Here is a 19,619-nt window from a genome sequence, read left to right on the forward strand (position 1 = left end):
ACTTTTGGTGACCCATTTAAAGCAGGTCCTGAAGGCAAGTTTGACTTAGCGCTTTCCTCAGAAAAAGCCACTCTAACCAATCTTAACTTGCTAGTAAGTGCTAACGAAGTAGCACAGCAGTTACCACTGCCTTTACCTATGCTAGCGCAAGGTGATGTTGAATTAACGGTATCTGCAGCAGAAATTGACCTCACTAAAAACAACCAATGTATTAGTGCAACAGGTAATGGTGCATGGTCGAAAGCAGGCATAACCGCATTAGATAAAACGGTGCCATTAGGTCAACTCAACGCAGACATTAGCTGCGCGAACGGCGTATTAACTTTGGTTATGTCGCCAAAAAATGATTTAGGCTTAACCTTTACCGCATCTGTTGGTCAAAATGGTAAAGCTTCTGGCAAAGGTTATTTAAAGCCAGGCCCTAAGTTTCCAAGCGCCCTTAACGACGCCTTACCTTTTTTAGGCACACCTGATAGCCGTGGTCGTTATCGTTTAGTTTTTTAATTGGCTAATCACCCTACATAGGCCTTAACAAAGAACATTGTTAGACGAAGGTGACCGACATCACCGTAGGGGCGAATTTATTCGCCTTAATAAAAAGAACAGGCGACTGAAGTCGCCCCTACATACGCCTTAACAAAGAACATTATTAGGCGAAGGTGCTCGACATCACCGTAGAGGCGAATTTATTCGCCTAATAATTAGAACAGGCGACTGAAGTCGCCTCTACATACACCCTGCATACGACCTAACAAAAAACATTGTGAGGCGAAGGTGCTCGACATCACCGTAGGGGCGAATTTATTCGCCTAATAAGAACAGGCGACTGAAGTCGCCCCTACATACACCCTACATATGCCTTAACAAAGAACATTATTAGGCGAAGGTGCTCGACATCATCGTAGGGGCGAATTTATTCGCCTAATGATAAGAACAGGCACCGAAGTCGCCCCTACATTTACGCTACATACGCCCTAACAAAAAACATTGTTAGGCGAAGGTGATCGACATCACCGTAGGGGCGAATTTATTCGCCTAATAAGAACAGGCGACATTCGTCGTCATTCCTTACCTTTTTAGGTACGCCTGATAGCCGTGGTCGCTACCGTTTAGTTTTTTAGTTTGATTAGTGGCTCACTTTATAATTAAGAGAGCCACTATCTTTTATTTTTGTAGATCAAATGCTTACTCGCATTCTCTTCTGGATTGGCACTCAATTAATATTGATTAACTTGTTTTCTGCTTTCCCAAAATTATTTTGTTCAAATAAAACTGATAAATACGCATGTGTATTTATCAAGCCTGTTCATTAAAGTAAATGATCAGGTTTTAAACTGATTCATTCTCCTATCACGTTAATTATATTGATAATTTTAAGTCCATATTCTAAGAATATGATCCTAAGGTTCTTAGTAACCCCTTGCGTTTATTAGTTGGCTGTATATAATGACAGTTGTGAATAAATACAGGTCTTTACCTAGAAAGGAAAAGCTAATGCTAGCAACAAATGAATTAAAGCCGTTAACTAATCGTCAACAACAAATATTTGACTTGATTAAAGATAAAATTCAAGAAACTGGAATGCCACCTACTAGAGCCGAAATAGCGAGTTTTTTTGGTTTTAAATCTGCCAATGCAGCAGAAGAACATTTAAAAGCATTAGCAAAAAAAGGTTATATTGAAATGTTGCCAGGAACATCTCGTGGCATACGGTTATCTGAGCAGTTTATTGAAGAAGAAGGTCTTCCTCTTATTGGTAGAGTAGCTGCTGGTGAGCCAATTTTAGCCGAAGAGCATGTTGAAGAGCATTATCAAATGAGTGGTAGTTTATTCCATCCCGTGGCTAATTACTTGTTACGAGTAAATGGTGAAAGCATGAAAAATATTGGTATTTTAGATGGTGATCTATTAGCAGTACATCAAACAACTGACGTGCAAAATGGTCAAGTGATTGTTGCTAGAGTAGAAAATGAAGTGACAGTCAAACGCTTCAAACGTGATGGTAATATCGTCTATTTACAAGCTGAAAATGAAGATTTTGAACCTATCAAGGTAGATCTTAGTTCTCAAGATTTCTACATTGAAGGGCTTGCTGTTGGTATTATTCGTAACGGCAATTGGATGTAAGTTTTATTTTTTATATTTTTTAATTGTTGCTATACCTTAGTGACAATTTTTATTAGTTATATTCACTAGCTTTATTTTATTAAATAAAAACCTCTCAAATTTGGTTGTTAAATAATCAATTAATAATTATTGATTATATCAATAGCCAAAATTCCCATAGACTATACCAGTCATGCTATAGAGACAGCTTAGAGTAGTTACTCTATTGATTATATTAGCTTTTATCTAAATTATAATTTGACCTAGGTTAAGTTTTGAGCGATTCTAGAAGGTGAATCGAACAAATTAATACCAATTTCATTAATTAAGTGAACAATTTTATACGTAGAAAAAACAGCCAAATACAAGGCATTTATTTCAATAACTAGTTGTTCTAATTATTAAATAAATAATGATGTAGTTGGTGATTTTAGCAAGTAGAAATGATCACATAGCTAGTGAGATTGCTATAACTAGCAAAAAACTGAATAAGAATAAAAAAGACGTCAATGCGCTAATTCGATAGCTAAACTTAAATATTTACGTTTATGTCATTTGAGTTAGTCATATCACGTCAGTTAATTTAATAAATTTCAAATTAAGTGCTTAATTAGAAAATAATAATAACTAAATTAACAGATCATCAGTTAAATGATTTTTGATGTACATTGCTGCTTTTCTGTTTTCTATTTTTATATGTTGTTTTAAACGGTGAATTATTACACCGATTTTATTTAAAACGAAGTAAATATTGATAGGGGAGAGGTTGAGTGAATAGAAGTAATCAACGTTGGTGGATGGAAATTTGTCTTGTTTGTTTAAGCTTATTTTCCAGTTCAGCTTGGTCAGATTCACAGTTAAATTTGACTAAAGGCGTAACGGCAGTTAGTAGGGAGGTGTATGATTTACATATGCTAGCACTCTACATATGTACTGGTATTGGGGTTGTTGTTTTTGGAGCGATGTTTTGGTCTATGATCTTCCATCGTAAATCAAAAGGAGCAAAAGCAGCTGACTTTCATGAAAGCACTAAAGTAGAAATACTCTGGACGGCAATTCCTGTCGTTATTCTTATCGCAATGGCCGTTCCGGCAACTAGTACCTTAATTGACATGGAAAATAATGATAACTCCGATGTCACTATTCAAGTTACAGGCTCGCAGTGGAAGTGGCATTATAAATATTTTGATCAAAATATTGAATATTACTCGGTATTGTCTACCCCGCGCGAGCAGTATGAAAATCAGGACGGTAGCTTTAGTGGTAATGGTGCTCTAAAAGGAGAAGATTACTTACTTGAAGTGGACAAGCCTTTAGTTATTCCTGCTAATAAAAAAGTGCGCTTTTTAATTACTTCTGATGATGTTATTCATTCTTGGTGGGTTCCTGCTTTTGCTGTTAAACAAGATGCTAATCCCGGCTTTATAAATGAAGCTTGGACAAATGTTGATGAGCCTGGAGTTTATCGCGGTCAATGTGCTGAGCTTTGCGGCAAAGATCATGGTTTTATGCCGATTGTAGTCGAAGTAAAATCTAGCGAAGACTATGATAAATGGTTGGATGAACAACACGCATTGACTGCTCAAGCTGAAAATGCAGAGAAGGCATCATTAAGCTCTTCTATGAGTAAAGCAGAACTAATGCAGCTTGGCGAAACCGTATATCTTGCTCATTGTGCTGCATGTCATCAGCCTACAGGATTGGGCTTACCTCCTACATTTCCTGCACTTAAAGGGAGTGCTATTGCCACTCAAGGCTCTATTGAAGAGCATTTAACTTTAGTCATTAACGGCAAGGGTATGATGCCTCCGTTTGGGAAACAACTCAGTTTAAAAGAAATCGCCGCGGTTACTACATTCGAGCGTAATGCTTGGGGTAATGAAACCGGTGATTTAGTACAAAGCTCAGATGTTAAAGCGGTAAGCGAGGAGTAAGAGATGACGACACATACAATAGATGAATCGCTTGATGATGCACATCATGATCATAAAATGAAAGGTATTAAGCGATGGTTATATACAACAAACCATAAAGATATAGGGACTCTCTACTTATGGTTTTCTTTTATCATGTTATTAACTGGCGGTGCTTTAGCTATGGTGATCCGTGCTGAATTATTTCAGCCAGGTTTACAAATAGTAGAGCCAGACTTTTTTAATCAGTTAACTACTGTTCATGGTCTTATAATGGTTTTTGGTGCCATAATGCCAGCATTTACCGGTTTTGCTAACTGGATGTTGCCCATGATGATTGGTGCGCCGGATATGGCATTACCGCGAATGAACAACTGGAGTTTTTGGATTCTTCCTTTTGCATTTGCCATTCTGCTTAGTTCATTTTTTATGGAAAGCGGTGCGCCAAATTTTGGTTGGACATTTTATGCGCCTTTATCGACAACATATTCAAATGGTAGCACGGCATTTTTTGTTTTTGCTGTTCATATTATGGGGGTATCTTCAATTATGGGCGCAATTAATATTGTTGTGACTATTATGAATATGCGTGCACCGGGTATGACTTACATGAAAATGCCATTATTCGTTTGGACATTTTTCATAATGGCTTATTTACTCATTGCTGTTATGCCGGTGTTAGCGGGTGTTGTTACTATGGTGTTGACCGATACTTATTTCGGAACTAGCTTCTTTAATGCTGCTGGGGGCGGTGATCCTGTAATGTTCCAGCATATTTTTTGGTTTTTTGGACACCCTGAAGTTTATATTATGATTTTGCCGGCATTTGGTATTGTTTCAACTATCATTCCTGCCTTTGCTCGTAAAAAGTTATTTGGTTATAGCTCTATGGTGTATGCCACTGGCTCAATTGCACTGTTGTCATTCATTGTTTGGGCACACCATATGTTCACCACGGGTATGCCTTTATTTGGTGAGCTGTTCTTTATGTATTGTACTATGCTGATTGCCGTGCCCACAGGTGTGAAAGTATTTAACTGGGTCGCAACAATGTGGCGTGGTTCAATGACTTTTGAGGTACCAATGTTGTTCTCAATTGCCTTTGTGATTTTGTTCACAATTGGGGGGTTTTCTGGCTTAATGTTGGCATTAACTCCCGTAGACTTTCAATACCACGATACTTACTTTGTGGTTGCGCATTTTCATTATGTACTTGTAACTGGTTCATTATTCTCTATTTATGCCGGAGCGTATTTTTGGTTACCTAAGTGGACAGGGCATATGTATAGTGACTCCCTTTCTAAATGGCATTTCTGGTGTTCATTAATTTCAGTCAATCTACTCTTCTTCCCAATGCACTTTTTAGGTTTAGCTGGCATGCCTAGACGTATTCCGGATTATGCATTGCAATTTGCTGATTTTAATAAATGGGTCAGCATTGGTGGTTTTGCTTTTGGTTTATCACAATTGATTTTCTTAGCCGTTGTTATTAAGTGTATTCGAGGTGGAGATAAGGCACCAGCAAAACCATGGGATGGCGCAGAGGGGTTAGAATGGACCGTGGCAAGCCCTGCTCCATATCATACCTTTAGTACGCCGCCTAAGGTGGATTAGTTATGAGCAAAAATGCAGAGCAAAAACCTGTTAAACCGAATAACAGTAAAGTTATTAAAAAGTTAGTATTCATGGTATTTGCTATGTTTGGTTTCGGGTTTGCACTTGTGCCTTTGTATGATGTTTTTTGTGATATTACGGGCTTAAACGGTAAGACCAATGATGTAGCCGTAGTTTATTCTGATAATGGTATTGATACGTCACGTACAATAAAGGTGCAATTTATTACGCGAATGGCGAAAGGAATTCCTTGGCAATTCGAACCTATAATTAATGAAATTTCTGTACACCCAGGTGAAATGAAATTCGTTAATTTCTTTGCTAAAAATGAAGCGAATCATGATATTACTGGGCAAGCAGTCCCTTCCGTTTCGCCAGGCTTAGCCGCTGGATATTTTCAAAAAATAGAGTGTTTTTGTTTTGAGCGGCAACCATTAAGAAGTGGTGAAGAAGTCGAGATGGGTTTACAGTTTTATGTTGATATTGATTTGCCTGTGGATATTCACACCCTGACATTATCATACACTTTGTATGATATTACTGAAAAAAAAGACTCATAAACTATTTATCACGCTTATAAATATTATGAGTAAAAGAGGTAATAAAAATGACAACCAAAGAATATGAAAGTTATTACGTACCATCACAAAGCCATTGGCCAATTGTAGGTGCAGTTGCATTATTTATGATTGCTGTCGGGGCTGCTAATTATGTTACCGATATTAAAAATGAAGTTAGTGGTTATGGTGGTTATTTGCTACTAGCGGGAATTGCTTTAGTCATTTATATGGTAGTTGGCTGGTTTAGTAATGTTATTAATGAATCGATGGCTGGAAAGTACAGTCGTCAAATGGATAATTCATTTCGACAAGGAATGAGTTGGTTTATTTTTTCTGAGGTTATGTTCTTCGCTGCCTTTTTTGGCGCACTATTATACGCACGTACTTTTTCTATACCGTGGTTAGATGGTGCTGGAAATAATGCGGAAACAGCGGCTGTTTTATGGCCAGAGTTTACTGCTAGTTGGCCATTAATTAAAACACCTGGAGGCACCGAAACTACTGCTATGGGATGGTATGGATTACCATTAATTAATACTATCCTATTATTAACTTCTTCCATTACCGCACATTTTGCCCATGTTGCGCTAGAAAAAAATAAGCGATCACAGCTAAAAGCTTGGTTAGGATTTACTATTATTTTAGGTTTGACCTTTATTAGTCTACAAGTTTTAGAGTATTCCCATGGTTATTCTGAAGAAATGCAACTGTATTTAACAAGTGGGATCTACGGTAATACCTTTTACATGTTAACTGGGTTTCATGGTTTACATGTAACACTAGGCTGCATTATGTTAATTGTTATGTTCTTTAGAGTGTTAAAAGGACATTTTACACCTGAAAATCATTTTGCATTTCAGGCAACAAGTTGGTACTGGCATTTTGTTGACGTAGTGTGGGTACTACTTTTTCTATTCGTCTACATTTTGTGATGTTAAATACTTTGCTAAATCTGTAATAACTGCATTGAAGGTACTCATTAATTGGCGTCAACTCCGTGCCTTCGCTTTGCTCTAACGAATTTATTTATCAAAAATTATAAAAATATTAACTTTAATAAGGTCTTGGGTTTGGTGTAATTAGGCCGGTGAGTAACCCTATTAGTATTAAAATCACTATCGCTACCGAGACCATTAATCTCCGGCCAATGTATTTAGTCATAGAAGGTTGGTTTGGATCGGGCTTTTTATTCATAATAAATAAAGCACGAAAGAGGTTGTAAACCATGAATAGCATAAGTGTGATAATAATAATTTTAAATAACATACACTCAATATCCTAAGTATTAACTTGTTGTAAGGATTTTATTTTTGATGCCAAGTAGTACACCTTTAAGTATTGATCAAAAGCGATCAAATTATTTTAGTAAGCATAATTTACTTTGGCTAGTCTTTACTGTGCTCGTTTTTTCAACATTAGTAAAGCTTGGCTTTTGGCAAATTAGTAGGGCATTAGAAAAAGAGCAGCGATTAGCACAGATTGACAAACTAAGCGCTAAAAAACCAATCTCACTAAGTCAGGTTTTAACCCTCTCAAATAATGGAAGTTCTTTAAATAAAATCAACGATTTCCCTGTATATATCGAAGGAAGCTTTGATGAAGGAAAAGTATTCTTATTAGATAACCAAGTGAGTAAAGGGCGTTTAGGGTATCGGGTCTACCAAGTAGCAGAAACAAGTAAACACGCAGTATTGGTAAGTCTTGGTTGGATACAAGGATCAATAAATAGGCAAGAAATACCGGATGTATCAGCCTTGAGTGGGCAATATAAATTTAAAGGGCATATTCGTTTAATAGAAGTAGGTATTCAATTAGTAGAGCAAGTATTTTCTCAAGCAAGCTGGCCATTAAGAGTGCAGCAAATTGAATTAGATAAGTTTTCAGCTTTACTCAAGCGAGAGTTATTGCCTTTTGTTATTTATTTAGACGAAAGTGAAAAAATAGGCTTTGAAAAAAATTGGCAACCTATAGTGATGCCACCAGAAAAACATCGTGCTTATGCTTTTCAGTGGTTTAGTTTGGCGATAGCTTGGTTACTTTTAATGTTATGGGCTAAGTTTAGTATAAGTAAGGGTGATAATAAAAATAATAGTAAGGCGAAATAATATGAATTCAGTACACAATGAAGTATCAGGTGTTCAAGAGGCAACCATTAAAAAGAGTAATCGTCGAAGCTTTTTATTGATGATTGTTGTTTTTTTGTTACCCGTTATATTGGCTAAACTTGCTTTAGATGGCGAGTGGTTGGCAAAAAGTGTAACGAATAAGGGGACTTTGTTAACTGAGGAGCTAACGCTTGATAAATTAGGAATCGACAATTCAGCGTTTGAACATCAGTGGTTGATTCTTTATAGCCTCCCATTGAACTGTGAGGAAAACTGTCAACATACTTTAGAGTCTGTTCATAATACTTATGTAGCTTTGGGTAAATATATGCCTAGAGTTACCCCTGTTGCTCTGTATCAGTCTGTGCTGTCTAACGATCAACTGCAACACCTTTCACAAAGTCAGTGGCAGCTAGTAGCAACCCCAAGTAAAGCTAAAACAATTATAACAGAACAAAAAATATGGTTGGTTGACCCCCTTGGTAATGTTTTTATGAGCCATGAAATACCTAATGACACTAAGCAATTACCACATTTCGGTAAACAGATTTTAGCTGATATGAAAAAAATTCTTAAATATTCAAAGGTTGGTTAATATGAGCAATGTAGCACTGAATAGCGATCACACTAATATACTTAGAAAGTTAGTCATTCTGAGTATTGTGTTAGCGTTTATTGTTATTGCTTTAGGTGCATATACAAGACTGACGCATGCAGGACTAGGCTGCCCAGACTGGCCTACTTGTTACGGACAACTTGATGTACCTAAAACAGCAGAGCAAATTGCGAAAGCTGAATTAGCATTTCCTGAACGGCCCGTTGAGCCTCATAAAGCTTGGAATGAAATGATCCATCGATATTTCGCTGGTGCATTAGGTTTGTTTATTCTCGCTATTGCTTTTTTGTCATTTAAAAATCGTCATCAAAACACACCTTTACGCCTACCTTTACTTATTTTAGCGGTTGTTATTTTTCAAGCTGTATTAGGTATGTGGACAGTAACCATGATGTTAATGCCAATAGTGGTTATGGCTCACTTACTTGGCGGCTTTACTACTTTGAGTTTGCTATTTTTGTTGCATTTACGTTTACGAAAAACTCAAATAAGCGTCAGTGAGGCTCCAGTAAAAAAATATGGCAGCTTTGCTTTGCTTGGTATTATTGTTTTGGTTGGGCAAATAGGATTAGGGGGCTGGACGTCATCTCATTATGCTGCGTTAAGTTGTGTTGAATTACCTATTTGTCAGCCGGGCTGGCAAGAGCAACTGACTTTTGAAAACTCTTTTGACTTAGTGCCACCCGCACAGGAAAGTTATGAATTTGGGCACTTGCCTCATGAGGATCGTGTCACTATTCATGTGACGCATCGTTTTGGCGCTATTATTACTACAGTCTATTTAACTTGGTTGATGATAATGGTTTACCTTAGAGCTAAAACCAACGCCCTTAAAGTAGCAACATTAGTTGTAGGGGTTGCTTTAACAAGCCAGGTTTTACTTGGAATTTCTAATATTGTCTTGTCATTGCCGCTTGGCATTGCTGTTGCGCATAACGTGGTAGCGGCCTGCTTAATGTTAACGCTTATTAATTTAACTTATCGCTTGTACCATAGAGTATAAGGTAAGGAGATATAATGTCTGATGAAGTGCTAAATAATACAAAAATACCTACTATATCGATTTCTAGGTGGCGAGCTTATTATGATATTACTAAGCCAAAAGTAGTTGCTTTGTTAGTATTGACCGCGTTAGTTGGCATGAGTTTATCTGTGCCAGGCGGTTTGCCTTGGCAACTATTGCTACCTGCTATGTTAGGTATTGCGTTATTGTCATCTGCAGCGGCGGCCATTAATCACATTGTCGATGAAAAAATTGATGCGGTTATGGGCAGAACACATAATAGACCTTTACCTGAAGGTCGAATCACCACTAATAATGCCATCGTGTTTGCTTTTAGTATTGCCTTATTGGGTTTCATTCTACTCTATGGGTTAGTTAATCCATTAACGGCTTACTTAACGTTATCAGGGTTAGTGGGCTATAGTTTTGTTTATACCTTATATTTGAAGCGTGCAACTCCACAAAACATTACTATTGGCGGTCTCGCTGGTGCTATCCCGCCGTTACTAGGTTGGACAGCTATGACAAATGAAATTCATCCACATGCCTTGTTATTGGTTCTATTAGTTTTTACTTGGACACCGCCGCATTTTTGGGCCTTAGCCATTCATCGTAAAGATGAATATGCGAAAGTGAATATCCCCATGTTACCTGTGACGCATGGTATTAGCTTTACGAAAACCCAGATTTTACTTTATACCGTATTGTTATTTATTGTGGGTTTATTGCCTTATTTAGTTGGCATGAGTAATTGGCTATACTTAATTGGTGCTGTAGTACTTAATGCTATCTTTTTTGCTTATGCGTGGAAGCTTAAATTTAATGCTGATGAAAATACGGCTATGGATACATTCAAGTTTTCTATTATCCACTTGATGTTGCTATTTATTATTTTGTTACTTGATCATTATTTATTGCCAATAGGCTAGAGAAACTAAGGTATGAAAAATTATGTAATTTACATCGGCGGTTTTATTGCCGCTGTTATTGGAGTCTTGGCATTTCAACAAGTCAATAATGTTGAGCAACCAGAGCATGCTTTGTATTATCAACAGCCCAGAATAATTAAGCCCTTTGAATTAACGGATCATACCGGTCAGTTATTTACTAAAGCTCAATTAAAAGATAAGTGGTCATTAGTATTTTTAGGTTATACCTCTTGTCCTGATATTTGCCCTACTACATTACAAAATTTAGGTTTCATTTATGATGATTTAAAAGCGATAGCGAGCAACAGCCAAGTATTGTTAGTAACTGTTGATCCACATAGAGATACTCAAGAAAAATTAAACCAATATATACCTTATTTTAACGATGAATTCATTGCATTAAGGGGAGAGCATAGTGCGCTATTTCCTTTCGCACGTAATTTAGGTTTAATGTACGCTATTAGCGATGAAAGTGAAGGATATTTGGTTGATCACAGTGCGTCAATAGTGCTCATTAATCCTGATGGAAATATATCGTCTATATTTAAGCCTGAGCAAGAAGTTGGCAAAGTACCGGCCATTGATAGTGAGAAATTACTCAGTGATTATAAAAAAATAGTCGCGCTCTATTAAAGGCTGTACCAAGCTCCACCTTGTTGTAAAATAAACCATGGCTTCGAGTACCAATAGTATTGCCCTGGGTTATTTATACTCGCAGCGGTACAATTACAACGTACTCGGCCTACAGGTAAGTCACCGTTAAATTTGATAGTAAAACTATTATCTCCTTGCCATTGTACTTTTTGTTTACCTAAGCCGGAAATATAACAATTTAGACCTGATTTATAAAAGTCGTCAGTTTCTATAGTAAAAGTAACTTGTGAAATTTGTTTGTGCTCAAAGATAGTTTCAGCTTCTTTGCCTTCTAATTTGATAGTAAAAGGTAAAGAATTAAGTTTATCTCTTAATGCTGATATTTCATCGTAAGGCATTGAGGCAGGGAAGCGCGGTATACTGGTTAAATCTGTATTTAGTCCAACAGCACCAGACTGTTGTGAAAAGGCAATAAAATCATTCTCTTTGGCCCAGTTTTGTATGGTAGGGCTGTATTCACCATAAGGATATGCATAATATCGCCAACTTTGACCTGTTTTCTCTTCAATTATTTGCTCTGCTTTTAATAAGAGTGCACTCTGTTTAGCTAACCATTGAGTTTGCGTTAGATTGTCTGGAATTCTGGTCATAGAGTCGTGAGTAAAGCCATGGTTGGCAATAATGACTCCTTCATCAGCTAGGGCTTTAAGTTGTTCCCATGAAAGGTAAGAAGATGAACTTTGAGTAATAACACTTGGGTTCACAAAAATAGTGTAAGGGTAATTAAATTTATCAAGTAATGGCTTAGCATTTGTTTCTATGTCAAGGTATGCATCATCAAATGTAATGACTACTGTTTTATTTTTTAATGGTTGTTGCTTTTTAATTTTATCTATCAATTGAGATAGGGGAATAACATTAAAATTGTGCTCTTGCAGGTATTTTAGGTGCACTTCAAACTGAGTAGGGGTAATACTGGTACTTTTAGGGGTAGTGTCACTAACATGATGGTATTGTAAAATAACAGCACCAAAGCTAGTTGAGTGAAAAAGTAATAACAATAAGGTGATAAAATTAAGTTTCATGAGGTGTCTCTTGTCGCACTGATAACCTAAAATACCGTTTTTTTACCGAAATGACTAGTAATAGACTACTTAAGCATTTTTTTGCGTAAAAAATAGTATTATTTTTGCTAACAACCAACCAAACATAAGCCCTACAGTATTAGCTAATAAATCTAACCATTCTCCATAGCGGTTAACATAAGGTTGAACTAATTCAATTACACCGCTAAATGTAATAAAGCTAAGAACAGAATACAAAGAATATTTTGGGTATCGTAATGCCGCTGGTAAAACTAATGCAGCATACGCAATGAAATGGTGTGTTTTATCAGTGCCTGGCACACTCGGTAAATGAGTTGCAGGCCATAGTGATAATGTAGTAATAGCGACAATGAGTATTACTGTAAGATGAGACCAGTACTTCTGAATTAGATGAAGCATTAAGAAAGTTCTTTATCTTTGTGTTTATTTAGAATATTAAACCAGCGATTAGCAAAAATACCTAAATAACCCCAAGCGGAAATTATACAACCTAGAGCAATTAAAATCAGACCAGCTACTTGCCACAAGTGGTGGTAATAGTAACCGAAAGCAATAAATAATAAACCTAGGCTAAATAGGCCAAGCCCACGCAAAAAAATGGATAGACTTCGTGCGGGATCTTGACCTAATTTGGCTAATAAATTATTCATAAACTAATTTAATAGTAAGAGTGATCACCACGTTCATGTTCTGTGGCATCTTTTACGCCTTTAATTTCATCACCCATCATTTCGATGAGCTGAGCTTCAATACCATCTTTTACGGTAACATCTATTTGACTACAACCGTTACAGCCACCGCCAAATTGTAATACAGCATAGCCGTCATCGGTAATTTCAACTAAAGTACATTCACCACCATGTCCTGCTAATTGTGGGTTAACTTCCGCTTGTAAAAAATAATGAACACGTTCAAATAATGGAGCGTCATCAGCAACTTTACGCAATTTAGCATTTGGCGCTTTAAGGGTTAATTGAGAGCCCATTTGATCAGTAACAAAATCTATCTCGGCTTCTTCTAAAAAGCTTTTACTGTCAGCGTCAACCATGGCAGAAAATCCATCAAATGGTAATTCTATGTCATCAGGCTCTACAGCATCGGCAGGGCAATATGATACACCGCATTCTGCCTTAGCGGTTCCCGGGTTTACAACAAAGACACGAATATGGGTCCCTTCTGCTTGTTGGGATAATAGCTTAATAAAATGCTCTTGGGCGGTAGGGGATATAGTGATCATAATACAGTAACTCGCTTGTGCTCTTCAGTTTGAAACAGGAAATATAATCAAGCCATCGCAAAATAGATATTTATGAGGACTTAATAGCTTGAGTATACTTGAGCGTTTTACTCAAGTATAGGTATTTTACTTTGCAATATTGCTATGCGCTAATGATTTTTATGCTTTTATTTGCTATTTTAGCTGAGTTCATCAAATTGGAAGTTATTATGTCATTATATCGTTTGTTTACCTTGTTTATTTTAGTCATTCCTACGTGGATTTCTTTCGCTCAACCAGTACAAGAATATTTACCGAAACAAGCTACATTTAATTCAAGTACCCCTTTACCAAGTACAACGTTAGGTTTCGGAATAGGTGAACGTCACATAAGACATGATCAATTAAAGCAATACTTTAATACGCTAGCGCAAGATTCTACACGTATAAAAATGACTTCTATCGGTAGAACGCCACAGCAACGCGAGCAATTTTTAGTGACTATTTCAAGTCCTGAAAACTTAGTTAACTTAGATAATCTTCTAGCAAAAAGGCATGTACCCTACCAAACCCAAGCATCAAATAATGCCAATGAACCCTTGGTCATATGGTTAGGATATAGTGTTCATGGCGATGAAATTACTGGGGCTAATGCAGCTATGGTAGTGGCTTATTATTTAGCGGCTAGTGAAGAAGAACGTATTGAAACTATGCTAGCGAATACGATCATTGTCTTAGAGCCGAGCATTAATCCAGATGGAATGGATAGATTTGCGAATTGGGCGGCTACCTATAGAAGCTCTGCGGGTAATAGTGATCCTGAAACTATTGAACATCACCAAGGTTGGGTTAGTGGCCGAACTAATCATTTTTGGTTTGATCTTAACCGAGATTGGTTGTTGTTAACGCAACAAGAAAGTCAACACAGACTGAAGTATTTTCATCAATATCAACCTCATGTGTTAGGTGACTACCATGAGATGGGCGCTAACAGTAGTTATTTTTTTCAACCAGGTATTGCAAGCAGAACACACCCACTAACACCTAGAAAAAATGTGACGCTAACTAAAGCACTAGCGAAGTTTCATGCAAAAGCATTAGATTCAGCTCAACGTTTATATTATAGCGAAGAAAATTTTGATGACTTTTATTATGGGAAAGGTTCAACTTATCCTGATATTAATGCTGGTATTGGTATTTTATTTGAGCAAGCTAGCTCTCGAGGTATGCAACAAGATACGATTAATGGTTTGTTAACATTTGAATATGGTATTCAAAACCATGTTTTAACATCGCTTTCAACTATTGAAGGTGCATGGGAAAACCGTCAAGTACTTAAAGACTATAGACAAGATTTTTATCAACAAGCGCTTAAAAAAGCTAAAAAAGAAAAGTTTACTGGTTATTTACTTAGCGAATCGCAAGATGCTTATCGCTTAAATACTTTACTAGATAAATTAGCACAGCATCAAATTAACGTGTATCAACTTGCAGAAGACTTTAATTATAAAGAAAAAAATTATGCTAAAGAAACAAGTTATTATGTACCTATAGTGCAAAGCCAATACCGAGTTATTCAAGCTTTATTTACCCAAGGAACTGATTTTCCAGATAATACTTTTTATGATGTTTCCGGCTGGACTATGCCGCTAGCAATGAATATTGATTTTCAAGCTCTCGATAAAACTAGAGGTTTAACACTGAAAAAAGAGCCTTGGTCTTCAAAAGATATTGCTCATGTAAGCAAGTTATCTACTAAGGATACAGATTATGCGTATGCATTTGAATGGCATCATTTTTTAGCACCTAAGCTACTAAATAAATTACAAAATAAAAAGATCAAAACTAAAGTAGCAACAAGTGAATTTGTTAGTCAAGTTGATGGTAAGCAGAGAGTATTTGCAGCTGGTACTATTATTATTCCTGCCGGTATTCAGCAAACGTCGAATTGGCGTGAAAGCTTAGCTGAGCTAGCACATGAAACTCATATAGCGTTAGTAACAATTAATAGTGGTTTAACTAGTCAAGGCATAGATTTGGGTAGTAATTCATTTAAAACTTTAGAACAGCCAAAAGTACTATTGTTAGGTGGTAATGGGATCTCTCAATACGAAGCAGGCGAAATTCGTTATTATCTTGATGAAATATTACAAATTCCCGTTAGTATTATTGAGCATTCTCGTTTATCAACGGTTGATTTATCAAATTACAGTCATGTAATTTTAGTTAATGGTGACTATAGAGTTCTTTCAGATAGTCATGTTAGTCAATTGAAGCTATGGCTTAAGCAAGGCGGTGTAGTTTTTGCTCAAAAAAGTGGTGCACAGTGGCTAGCTAAACAAAATATATTATCTGCTAGCTTTGTAGGGAAACAAGAGATTGATCAGTTGTTTAATAGTCAAGGATTAACTTACCAAGACAAAGAACAGCTTAGCGCGAAAAAACGTATAGCCGGCGCTATTTTTGCTACAGAGCTTGATACCTCACACCCCCTTGCTTTTGGTTATACCGATAAACAGTTACCTTTATTTAGAAATAGCACCCTCATTATGAATTCAAGGCAGCAACCTTTCCTAACGGTTGCAAAATATCATGAAGAGCCATTGTTAAGTGGTTATACAGACGAAAAACTAGTTAACCTTATCGCGGATAACTCAGCGCTTGTTGCGCATAATTATGGGCAAGGTCGTGTTATTGCTACGGCTGATGTATTAGCCTTTCGTGGCTATTGGTTAGGAAGTGCAAAATTATTGGCAAATAGTTTGTTTTTTGCTAAAGCTTTTAATGCACCAACAAGGTAAATATTATTAATGATTTGTGTGCGGTAAGGTTAAGCAAACCGTGACAATAGTTACTTTACTAGCGCCCGCATGTTTTAATATTTTACTGATTTCATTGGCTGTGCTGCCGGTAGTTAATACATCATCAACAACAATAATATGTTTAATATCATTGGGTAATTCTTTAGCTAATGTAAAAGCGTTAGCTAAAGTTTGCCGCCTTTCTTTACCGGTTTTTCCAACTTGACTGGTATTATTTTGAGTACGAACTAACGTAACTTCATCGTAAGGTAACTGTAAAGATTGAGCCAATGGCTGTGCAAGTAAATGTGCTTGGTTGTAACCGCGAATTTGCCACTTATTAATATGTAAAGGCACACTTAAAATAAGATCAGCCGGCGAAGTTAACGTTGTTAAGTGTTGTTCTTTCCATTGTTGTGCAAGTAAGGTTGCTAATAGGGAGGCAATTTCAAATCGCCCTTGATATTTTAGTTGTGGTAACCAATGAGTGAAAGGGGGCAGATAAGGCGCTAAGCAAATTAAATGGTCGAAGTTAATATTGGGTAATGCTTTATTTATTGCCGGCCAATTAAGTAAATCACCTTGTACAATTGCTTGATTAAACATGGGTAAATCATTTAAACAAGATGGACAGAGTAATTTTTGTTGGCTGGAACTTATATCGTGTAGGCAATTACCGCATATATCACACTGGCCTAGTGTGGATAAAAAACGTTGATAGAGCATTTGTACTCTTTTTTTCCATGCCATTGGTCGTTCCATTTTGTAAAATAAAGCGCATTAATTAATTCTACTAAGGATAAGCATGGCAGAAACTCTCAATATTTCCATTTTTCCCAGAATAGAAACTCCAACTTCTCATAAAAAAACCTCTTTAGTTCTACTTCATGGCTGGGGACTAAATTCAGCAGTATGGCAGCCTTTTATTGATAGCCTACCGGATAGTTTTTTTAATGATTTTAATATAATTACCATTGATTTACCTGGCTTTGGTAATAATGTTAACAAAAAAATAAATCCTTACTCAATAACGAATATTTGCCAATCTATTGTTGGTAGCATCACAGAACAGGCTGTTTATATAGGGTGGTCTTTAGGTGGGTTAATTGCCACTGAAATGGCACTTAGTTACCCAGAAAAAGTACTGGCTTTAGTGACTATTGCAAGCTCCCCTTATTTTCTGGAAGAAAAAAGCCAAAAAATAGAAGAAAGCCAATTGATATGGCCAGGCATTAAGGCAAAAGTTCTTGAGGGGTTTCATCACCAACTCCAAGTAGATATTCAAAAAACGATTGGTAATTTTTTAAAAATACAAGCAATGGGGAGCTCAGCTATTCGCCAAGATATTAATAAAATTAGTGAGTTAGTTTTTCAATATACTATGGCAAATAAAACGACACTTGAGCAGTCATTAAAGTTGTTAGAAAGCAGTGATTATAGAAAGCAACTAAATAGCATAAAGCAACCATTTCTTCGTTTATATGGTGACGCAGATAGTCTTGTTCCTAAAGCCGTCATTGAGCAAGTGGAACACTTGGCGCCTACTAGCGATTGTTATCGTTTTAAGCAGGCTTCTCATGCACCATTTATTTCACATCTTGATGATTTTACAGTAGTACTGACTCGATGGCTTGTAAGTATGAGAAGAAGTCATTTTGTTAAACTAAATTAACTTTACTTTTTAAGTGTTTTGGTTAATAATTGGTCAGTGTAACTAAGGTTAATATAAAACCTAGAGAGGTAGATTTAATGGAAATTCAATCAGCATTTAATTCTGGTGTGCAAGGTTTTCAAAATGCCACTGAAATGGCCAATAAAGCAGCGGTAGATATAGTTGCTGAAACAACTGTCGCTCGTGATTCTGCAGTTAGTGAAATAGATGGTCAAGACACTACTACATTTAGTAGTGAGTCATTTAGTAATGCGAATAAAGTACCTGAATTAAATCAATCAATAGTTGAGTTAAAAGTTGCCGAGTATCAAGCTAAATCTGCAACTGAAGTAATAAAAACAGCAGACGAAAGCTTAGGTACTCTGCTTGACGTAACAGCGTAAATTACAAGTATTCTCTGAATGTTGATTTTATCAATATAATTAACTGTCTCGAATAATTTAATTATGAACATTACCCCGCAAGTACCAAATTTATCTATACCAACTGTGCTTAATCCGCACACCGAAAGCTTGCGCCGTGAAAATAATCAACGAGAAGTTATTACCCAACCAGCACCGACCAGCCAGTCATCTGCAGAGAAAGGAGTAGCATCTGATAAAGAGCGTGGCAGAACACCTGCTCAAAACAATGCTGATATCGATTTTGCCAGTATTACGGAACAGGCAGAGTTAGCAAATTCCAGTATTACAGAGCAAAATGAACAAGACAATGCCCAACAGGGCCAAGGAAATGAGCAAAAACCTGGATCACAAGATTTGTCTAAATCTGAAGGTGGTGATTCAGTTGATGGTAATGAAGAATATACCCCAGAACAAGAAAAAGTTATTAGTGAGCTTAAAGCTAGAGATCAAGAAGTTCGGGCTCATGAAGCTGCACATGCGGCTGTAGGGGGGGCTATTGCAGGTTCACCTAGCTATTCTTATGAACAAGGGCCTGATGGTAAAAAGTATGCGGTAGCCGGGGAAGTCTCGGTAGATGTTGCGCCGGTAAATGGTGATCCTCGAGCAACGATTACCAAAATGCAAAAAGTGTATTCGGCAGCCTTAGCCCCTGCGAATCCTTCCGCGCAAGATAGAAGTGTAGCAAGCGCTGCCACACAGCAAATACTTGCAGCACAATCGGAATTATTAGTTGAGTTAGCGCAAGAAGAAGGTGCTGCTAAAACAGCAACTGATAGTGAGGAAAATGATAATATTTCGGTAATAGAAACTTCATCGTCAAATAGACAAGCCGACGCTATTACTCAACGTTCATTAAGAATAGAAAGCTTTTATTCCGATATAACCAAAGCTTATGAAAAGGCTCCAACATATAATTTTGAACTTACCGCTTAATTACATTGCTAACTTCACTACCTCGTTGTTATTAGTAGTGTAAATAA

21 protein-coding genes are annotated in these 19,619 nt (G+C 36.8%); 15 read left to right on the forward strand and 6 right to left on the reverse strand.

What is annotated here, in order from left to right; genetic code table 11:
* The 6 genes from Q4503_RS12085 to Q4503_RS12110 all read left to right on the forward strand — a co-directional run.
* Positions 1 to 504: type II secretion system protein N (locus tag Q4503_RS12085; protein WP_303602426.1), on the forward strand; the 504-nt coding region annotated here is incomplete at its 5' end.
* A 990-nt stretch (positions 505 to 1,494) separates the two neighbouring features.
* The gene (gene lexA, locus Q4503_RS12090) at positions 1,495 to 2,127 is read left to right on the forward strand and encodes a transcriptional repressor LexA (protein WP_215974017.1); all 633 of its coding nucleotides are present in this window, start codon (positions 1,495 to 1,497) and stop codon (positions 2,125 to 2,127) included.
* A gap of 749 nt (positions 2,128 to 2,876) precedes the next feature.
* Positions 2,877 to 4,040 carry a cytochrome c oxidase subunit II gene (gene coxB / locus Q4503_RS12095; protein ID WP_303495334.1) on the forward strand — a complete coding sequence of 388 codons (1,164 nt, stop codon included), beginning with the start codon at positions 2,877 to 2,879 and terminating at the stop codon, positions 4,038 to 4,040.
* 3 nt (positions 4,041 to 4,043) lie between these two features.
* Complete coding sequence (gene ctaD / locus Q4503_RS12100; protein ID WP_303602427.1) at positions 4,044 to 5,633, forward strand: cytochrome c oxidase subunit I; 1,590 nt, start codon at positions 4,044 to 4,046, stop codon at positions 5,631 to 5,633.
* A gap of 2 nt (positions 5,634 to 5,635) precedes the next feature.
* Positions 5,636 to 6,193 carry a cytochrome c oxidase assembly protein gene (locus tag Q4503_RS12105; protein ID WP_303602428.1) on the forward strand — a complete coding sequence of 186 codons (558 nt, stop codon included), beginning with the start codon at positions 5,636 to 5,638 and terminating at the stop codon, positions 6,191 to 6,193.
* A 47-nt stretch (positions 6,194 to 6,240) separates the two neighbouring features.
* Positions 6,241 to 7,125, forward strand: a complete 885-nt coding sequence (locus Q4503_RS12110; RefSeq protein ID WP_215974014.1) for a cytochrome c oxidase subunit 3 — start codon at positions 6,241 to 6,243, stop codon at positions 7,123 to 7,125.
* 121 nt (positions 7,126 to 7,246) lie between these two features.
* On the opposite strand, the gene Q4503_RS12115 is transcribed toward Q4503_RS12110, so the two are convergent.
* Entirely contained in the window at positions 7,247 to 7,459 is a 213-nt protein-coding gene (locus Q4503_RS12115; RefSeq protein ID WP_215974013.1) for a DUF2909 domain-containing protein, read from the reverse strand.
* Between the two features lie 47 nt (positions 7,460 to 7,506).
* On the opposite strand from Q4503_RS12115, the gene Q4503_RS12120 reads away from it, so the two are divergent.
* Genes Q4503_RS12120 through Q4503_RS12140 form a run of 5 tightly spaced genes read left to right on the forward strand, consistent with a single transcriptional unit; the run spans position 7,507 to position 11,479 of the window.
* The gene (locus Q4503_RS12120; protein ID WP_215974012.1) at positions 7,507 to 8,298 is read left to right on the forward strand and encodes an SURF1 family protein; all 792 of its coding nucleotides are present in this window, start codon (positions 7,507 to 7,509) and stop codon (positions 8,296 to 8,298) included.
* Between the two features lies 1 nt (position 8,299).
* Positions 8,300 to 8,893: a hypothetical protein gene (locus Q4503_RS12125; protein ID WP_215974011.1), complete on the forward strand. Its 594-nt coding sequence runs from the start codon at positions 8,300 to 8,302 to the stop codon at positions 8,891 to 8,893.
* Between the two features lies 1 nt (position 8,894).
* Positions 8,895 to 9,917: a heme A synthase gene (locus tag Q4503_RS12130; protein ID WP_215974010.1), complete on the forward strand. Its 1,023-nt coding sequence runs from the start codon at positions 8,895 to 8,897 to the stop codon at positions 9,915 to 9,917.
* A 14-nt stretch (positions 9,918 to 9,931) separates the two neighbouring features.
* Positions 9,932 to 10,846: a heme o synthase gene (cyoE, locus tag Q4503_RS12135; protein WP_215974009.1), complete on the forward strand. Its 915-nt coding sequence runs from the start codon at positions 9,932 to 9,934 to the stop codon at positions 10,844 to 10,846.
* 12 nt (positions 10,847 to 10,858) lie between these two features.
* A complete protein-coding gene (locus tag Q4503_RS12140; RefSeq protein ID WP_303602429.1) occupies positions 10,859 to 11,479 on the forward strand; it encodes an SCO family protein in 621 nt (206 codons plus the stop codon).
* Here Q4503_RS12140 and Q4503_RS12145 read toward each other — a convergent pair.
* From Q4503_RS12145 to nfuA, 4 genes are all read right to left on the reverse strand, one after another.
* Positions 11,476 to 12,525 (reverse strand): polysaccharide deacetylase family protein, encoded by a 1,050-nt coding sequence (locus tag Q4503_RS12145; RefSeq protein ID WP_303602430.1) that lies wholly within the window; start codon positions 12,523 to 12,525, stop codon positions 11,476 to 11,478. The genes Q4503_RS12140 and Q4503_RS12145 overlap by 4 nt on opposite strands.
* 69 nt (positions 12,526 to 12,594) lie before the next feature.
* The gene (locus tag Q4503_RS12150) at positions 12,595 to 12,945 is read right to left on the reverse strand and encodes a VanZ family protein (protein ID WP_303602431.1); all 351 of its coding nucleotides are present in this window, start codon (positions 12,943 to 12,945) and stop codon (positions 12,595 to 12,597) included.
* Entirely contained in the window at positions 12,945 to 13,196 is a 252-nt protein-coding gene (locus Q4503_RS12155) for a hypothetical protein (RefSeq protein WP_215974005.1), read from the reverse strand. Before Q4503_RS12155 ends, Q4503_RS12150 begins: the two co-directional genes overlap by 1 nt.
* Before the next feature lie 8 nt (positions 13,197 to 13,204).
* Positions 13,205 to 13,783 (reverse strand): Fe-S biogenesis protein NfuA, encoded by a 579-nt coding sequence (nfuA, locus tag Q4503_RS12160; RefSeq protein WP_215974004.1) that lies wholly within the window; start codon positions 13,781 to 13,783, stop codon positions 13,205 to 13,207.
* A gap of 209 nt (positions 13,784 to 13,992) precedes the next feature.
* Between nfuA and Q4503_RS12165 the strand changes: the two genes are divergently transcribed.
* Positions 13,993 to 16,563: a M14 family zinc carboxypeptidase gene (locus Q4503_RS12165; protein WP_303602432.1), complete on the forward strand. Its 2,571-nt coding sequence runs from the start codon at positions 13,993 to 13,995 to the stop codon at positions 16,561 to 16,563.
* A 6-nt stretch (positions 16,564 to 16,569) separates the two neighbouring features.
* Here the strand turns inward: Q4503_RS12165 and Q4503_RS12170 are convergent, their stop codons facing one another.
* Entirely contained in the window at positions 16,570 to 17,313 is a 744-nt protein-coding gene (locus Q4503_RS12170; protein ID WP_215974002.1) for a ComF family protein, read from the reverse strand.
* Between the two features lie 55 nt (positions 17,314 to 17,368).
* Here Q4503_RS12170 and bioH point away from each other — a divergent pair, with 55 nt between their 5' ends.
* From bioH to Q4503_RS12185, 3 genes are all read left to right on the forward strand, one after another.
* On the forward strand, positions 17,369 to 18,235 hold the full coding sequence (gene bioH, locus Q4503_RS12175; protein WP_303602433.1) for a pimeloyl-ACP methyl ester esterase BioH: 867 nt from the start codon (positions 17,369 to 17,371) through the stop codon (positions 18,233 to 18,235).
* Positions 18,236 to 18,312: 77 nt separating this feature from the next.
* A complete protein-coding gene (locus Q4503_RS12180) occupies positions 18,313 to 18,618 on the forward strand; it encodes a hypothetical protein (protein ID WP_303602434.1) in 306 nt (101 codons plus the stop codon).
* A gap of 63 nt (positions 18,619 to 18,681) precedes the next feature.
* On the forward strand, positions 18,682 to 19,572 hold the full coding sequence (locus Q4503_RS12185) for a putative metalloprotease CJM1_0395 family protein (protein ID WP_303602435.1): 891 nt from the start codon (positions 18,682 to 18,684) through the stop codon (positions 19,570 to 19,572).
* The last annotated feature ends 47 nt before the right edge of the window (positions 19,573 to 19,619 follow it).

The organism is Colwellia sp. 6_MG-2023 (genome assembly GCF_030547765.1).
Taxonomy (GTDB): domain Bacteria; phylum Pseudomonadota; class Gammaproteobacteria; order Enterobacterales; family Alteromonadaceae; genus Colwellia.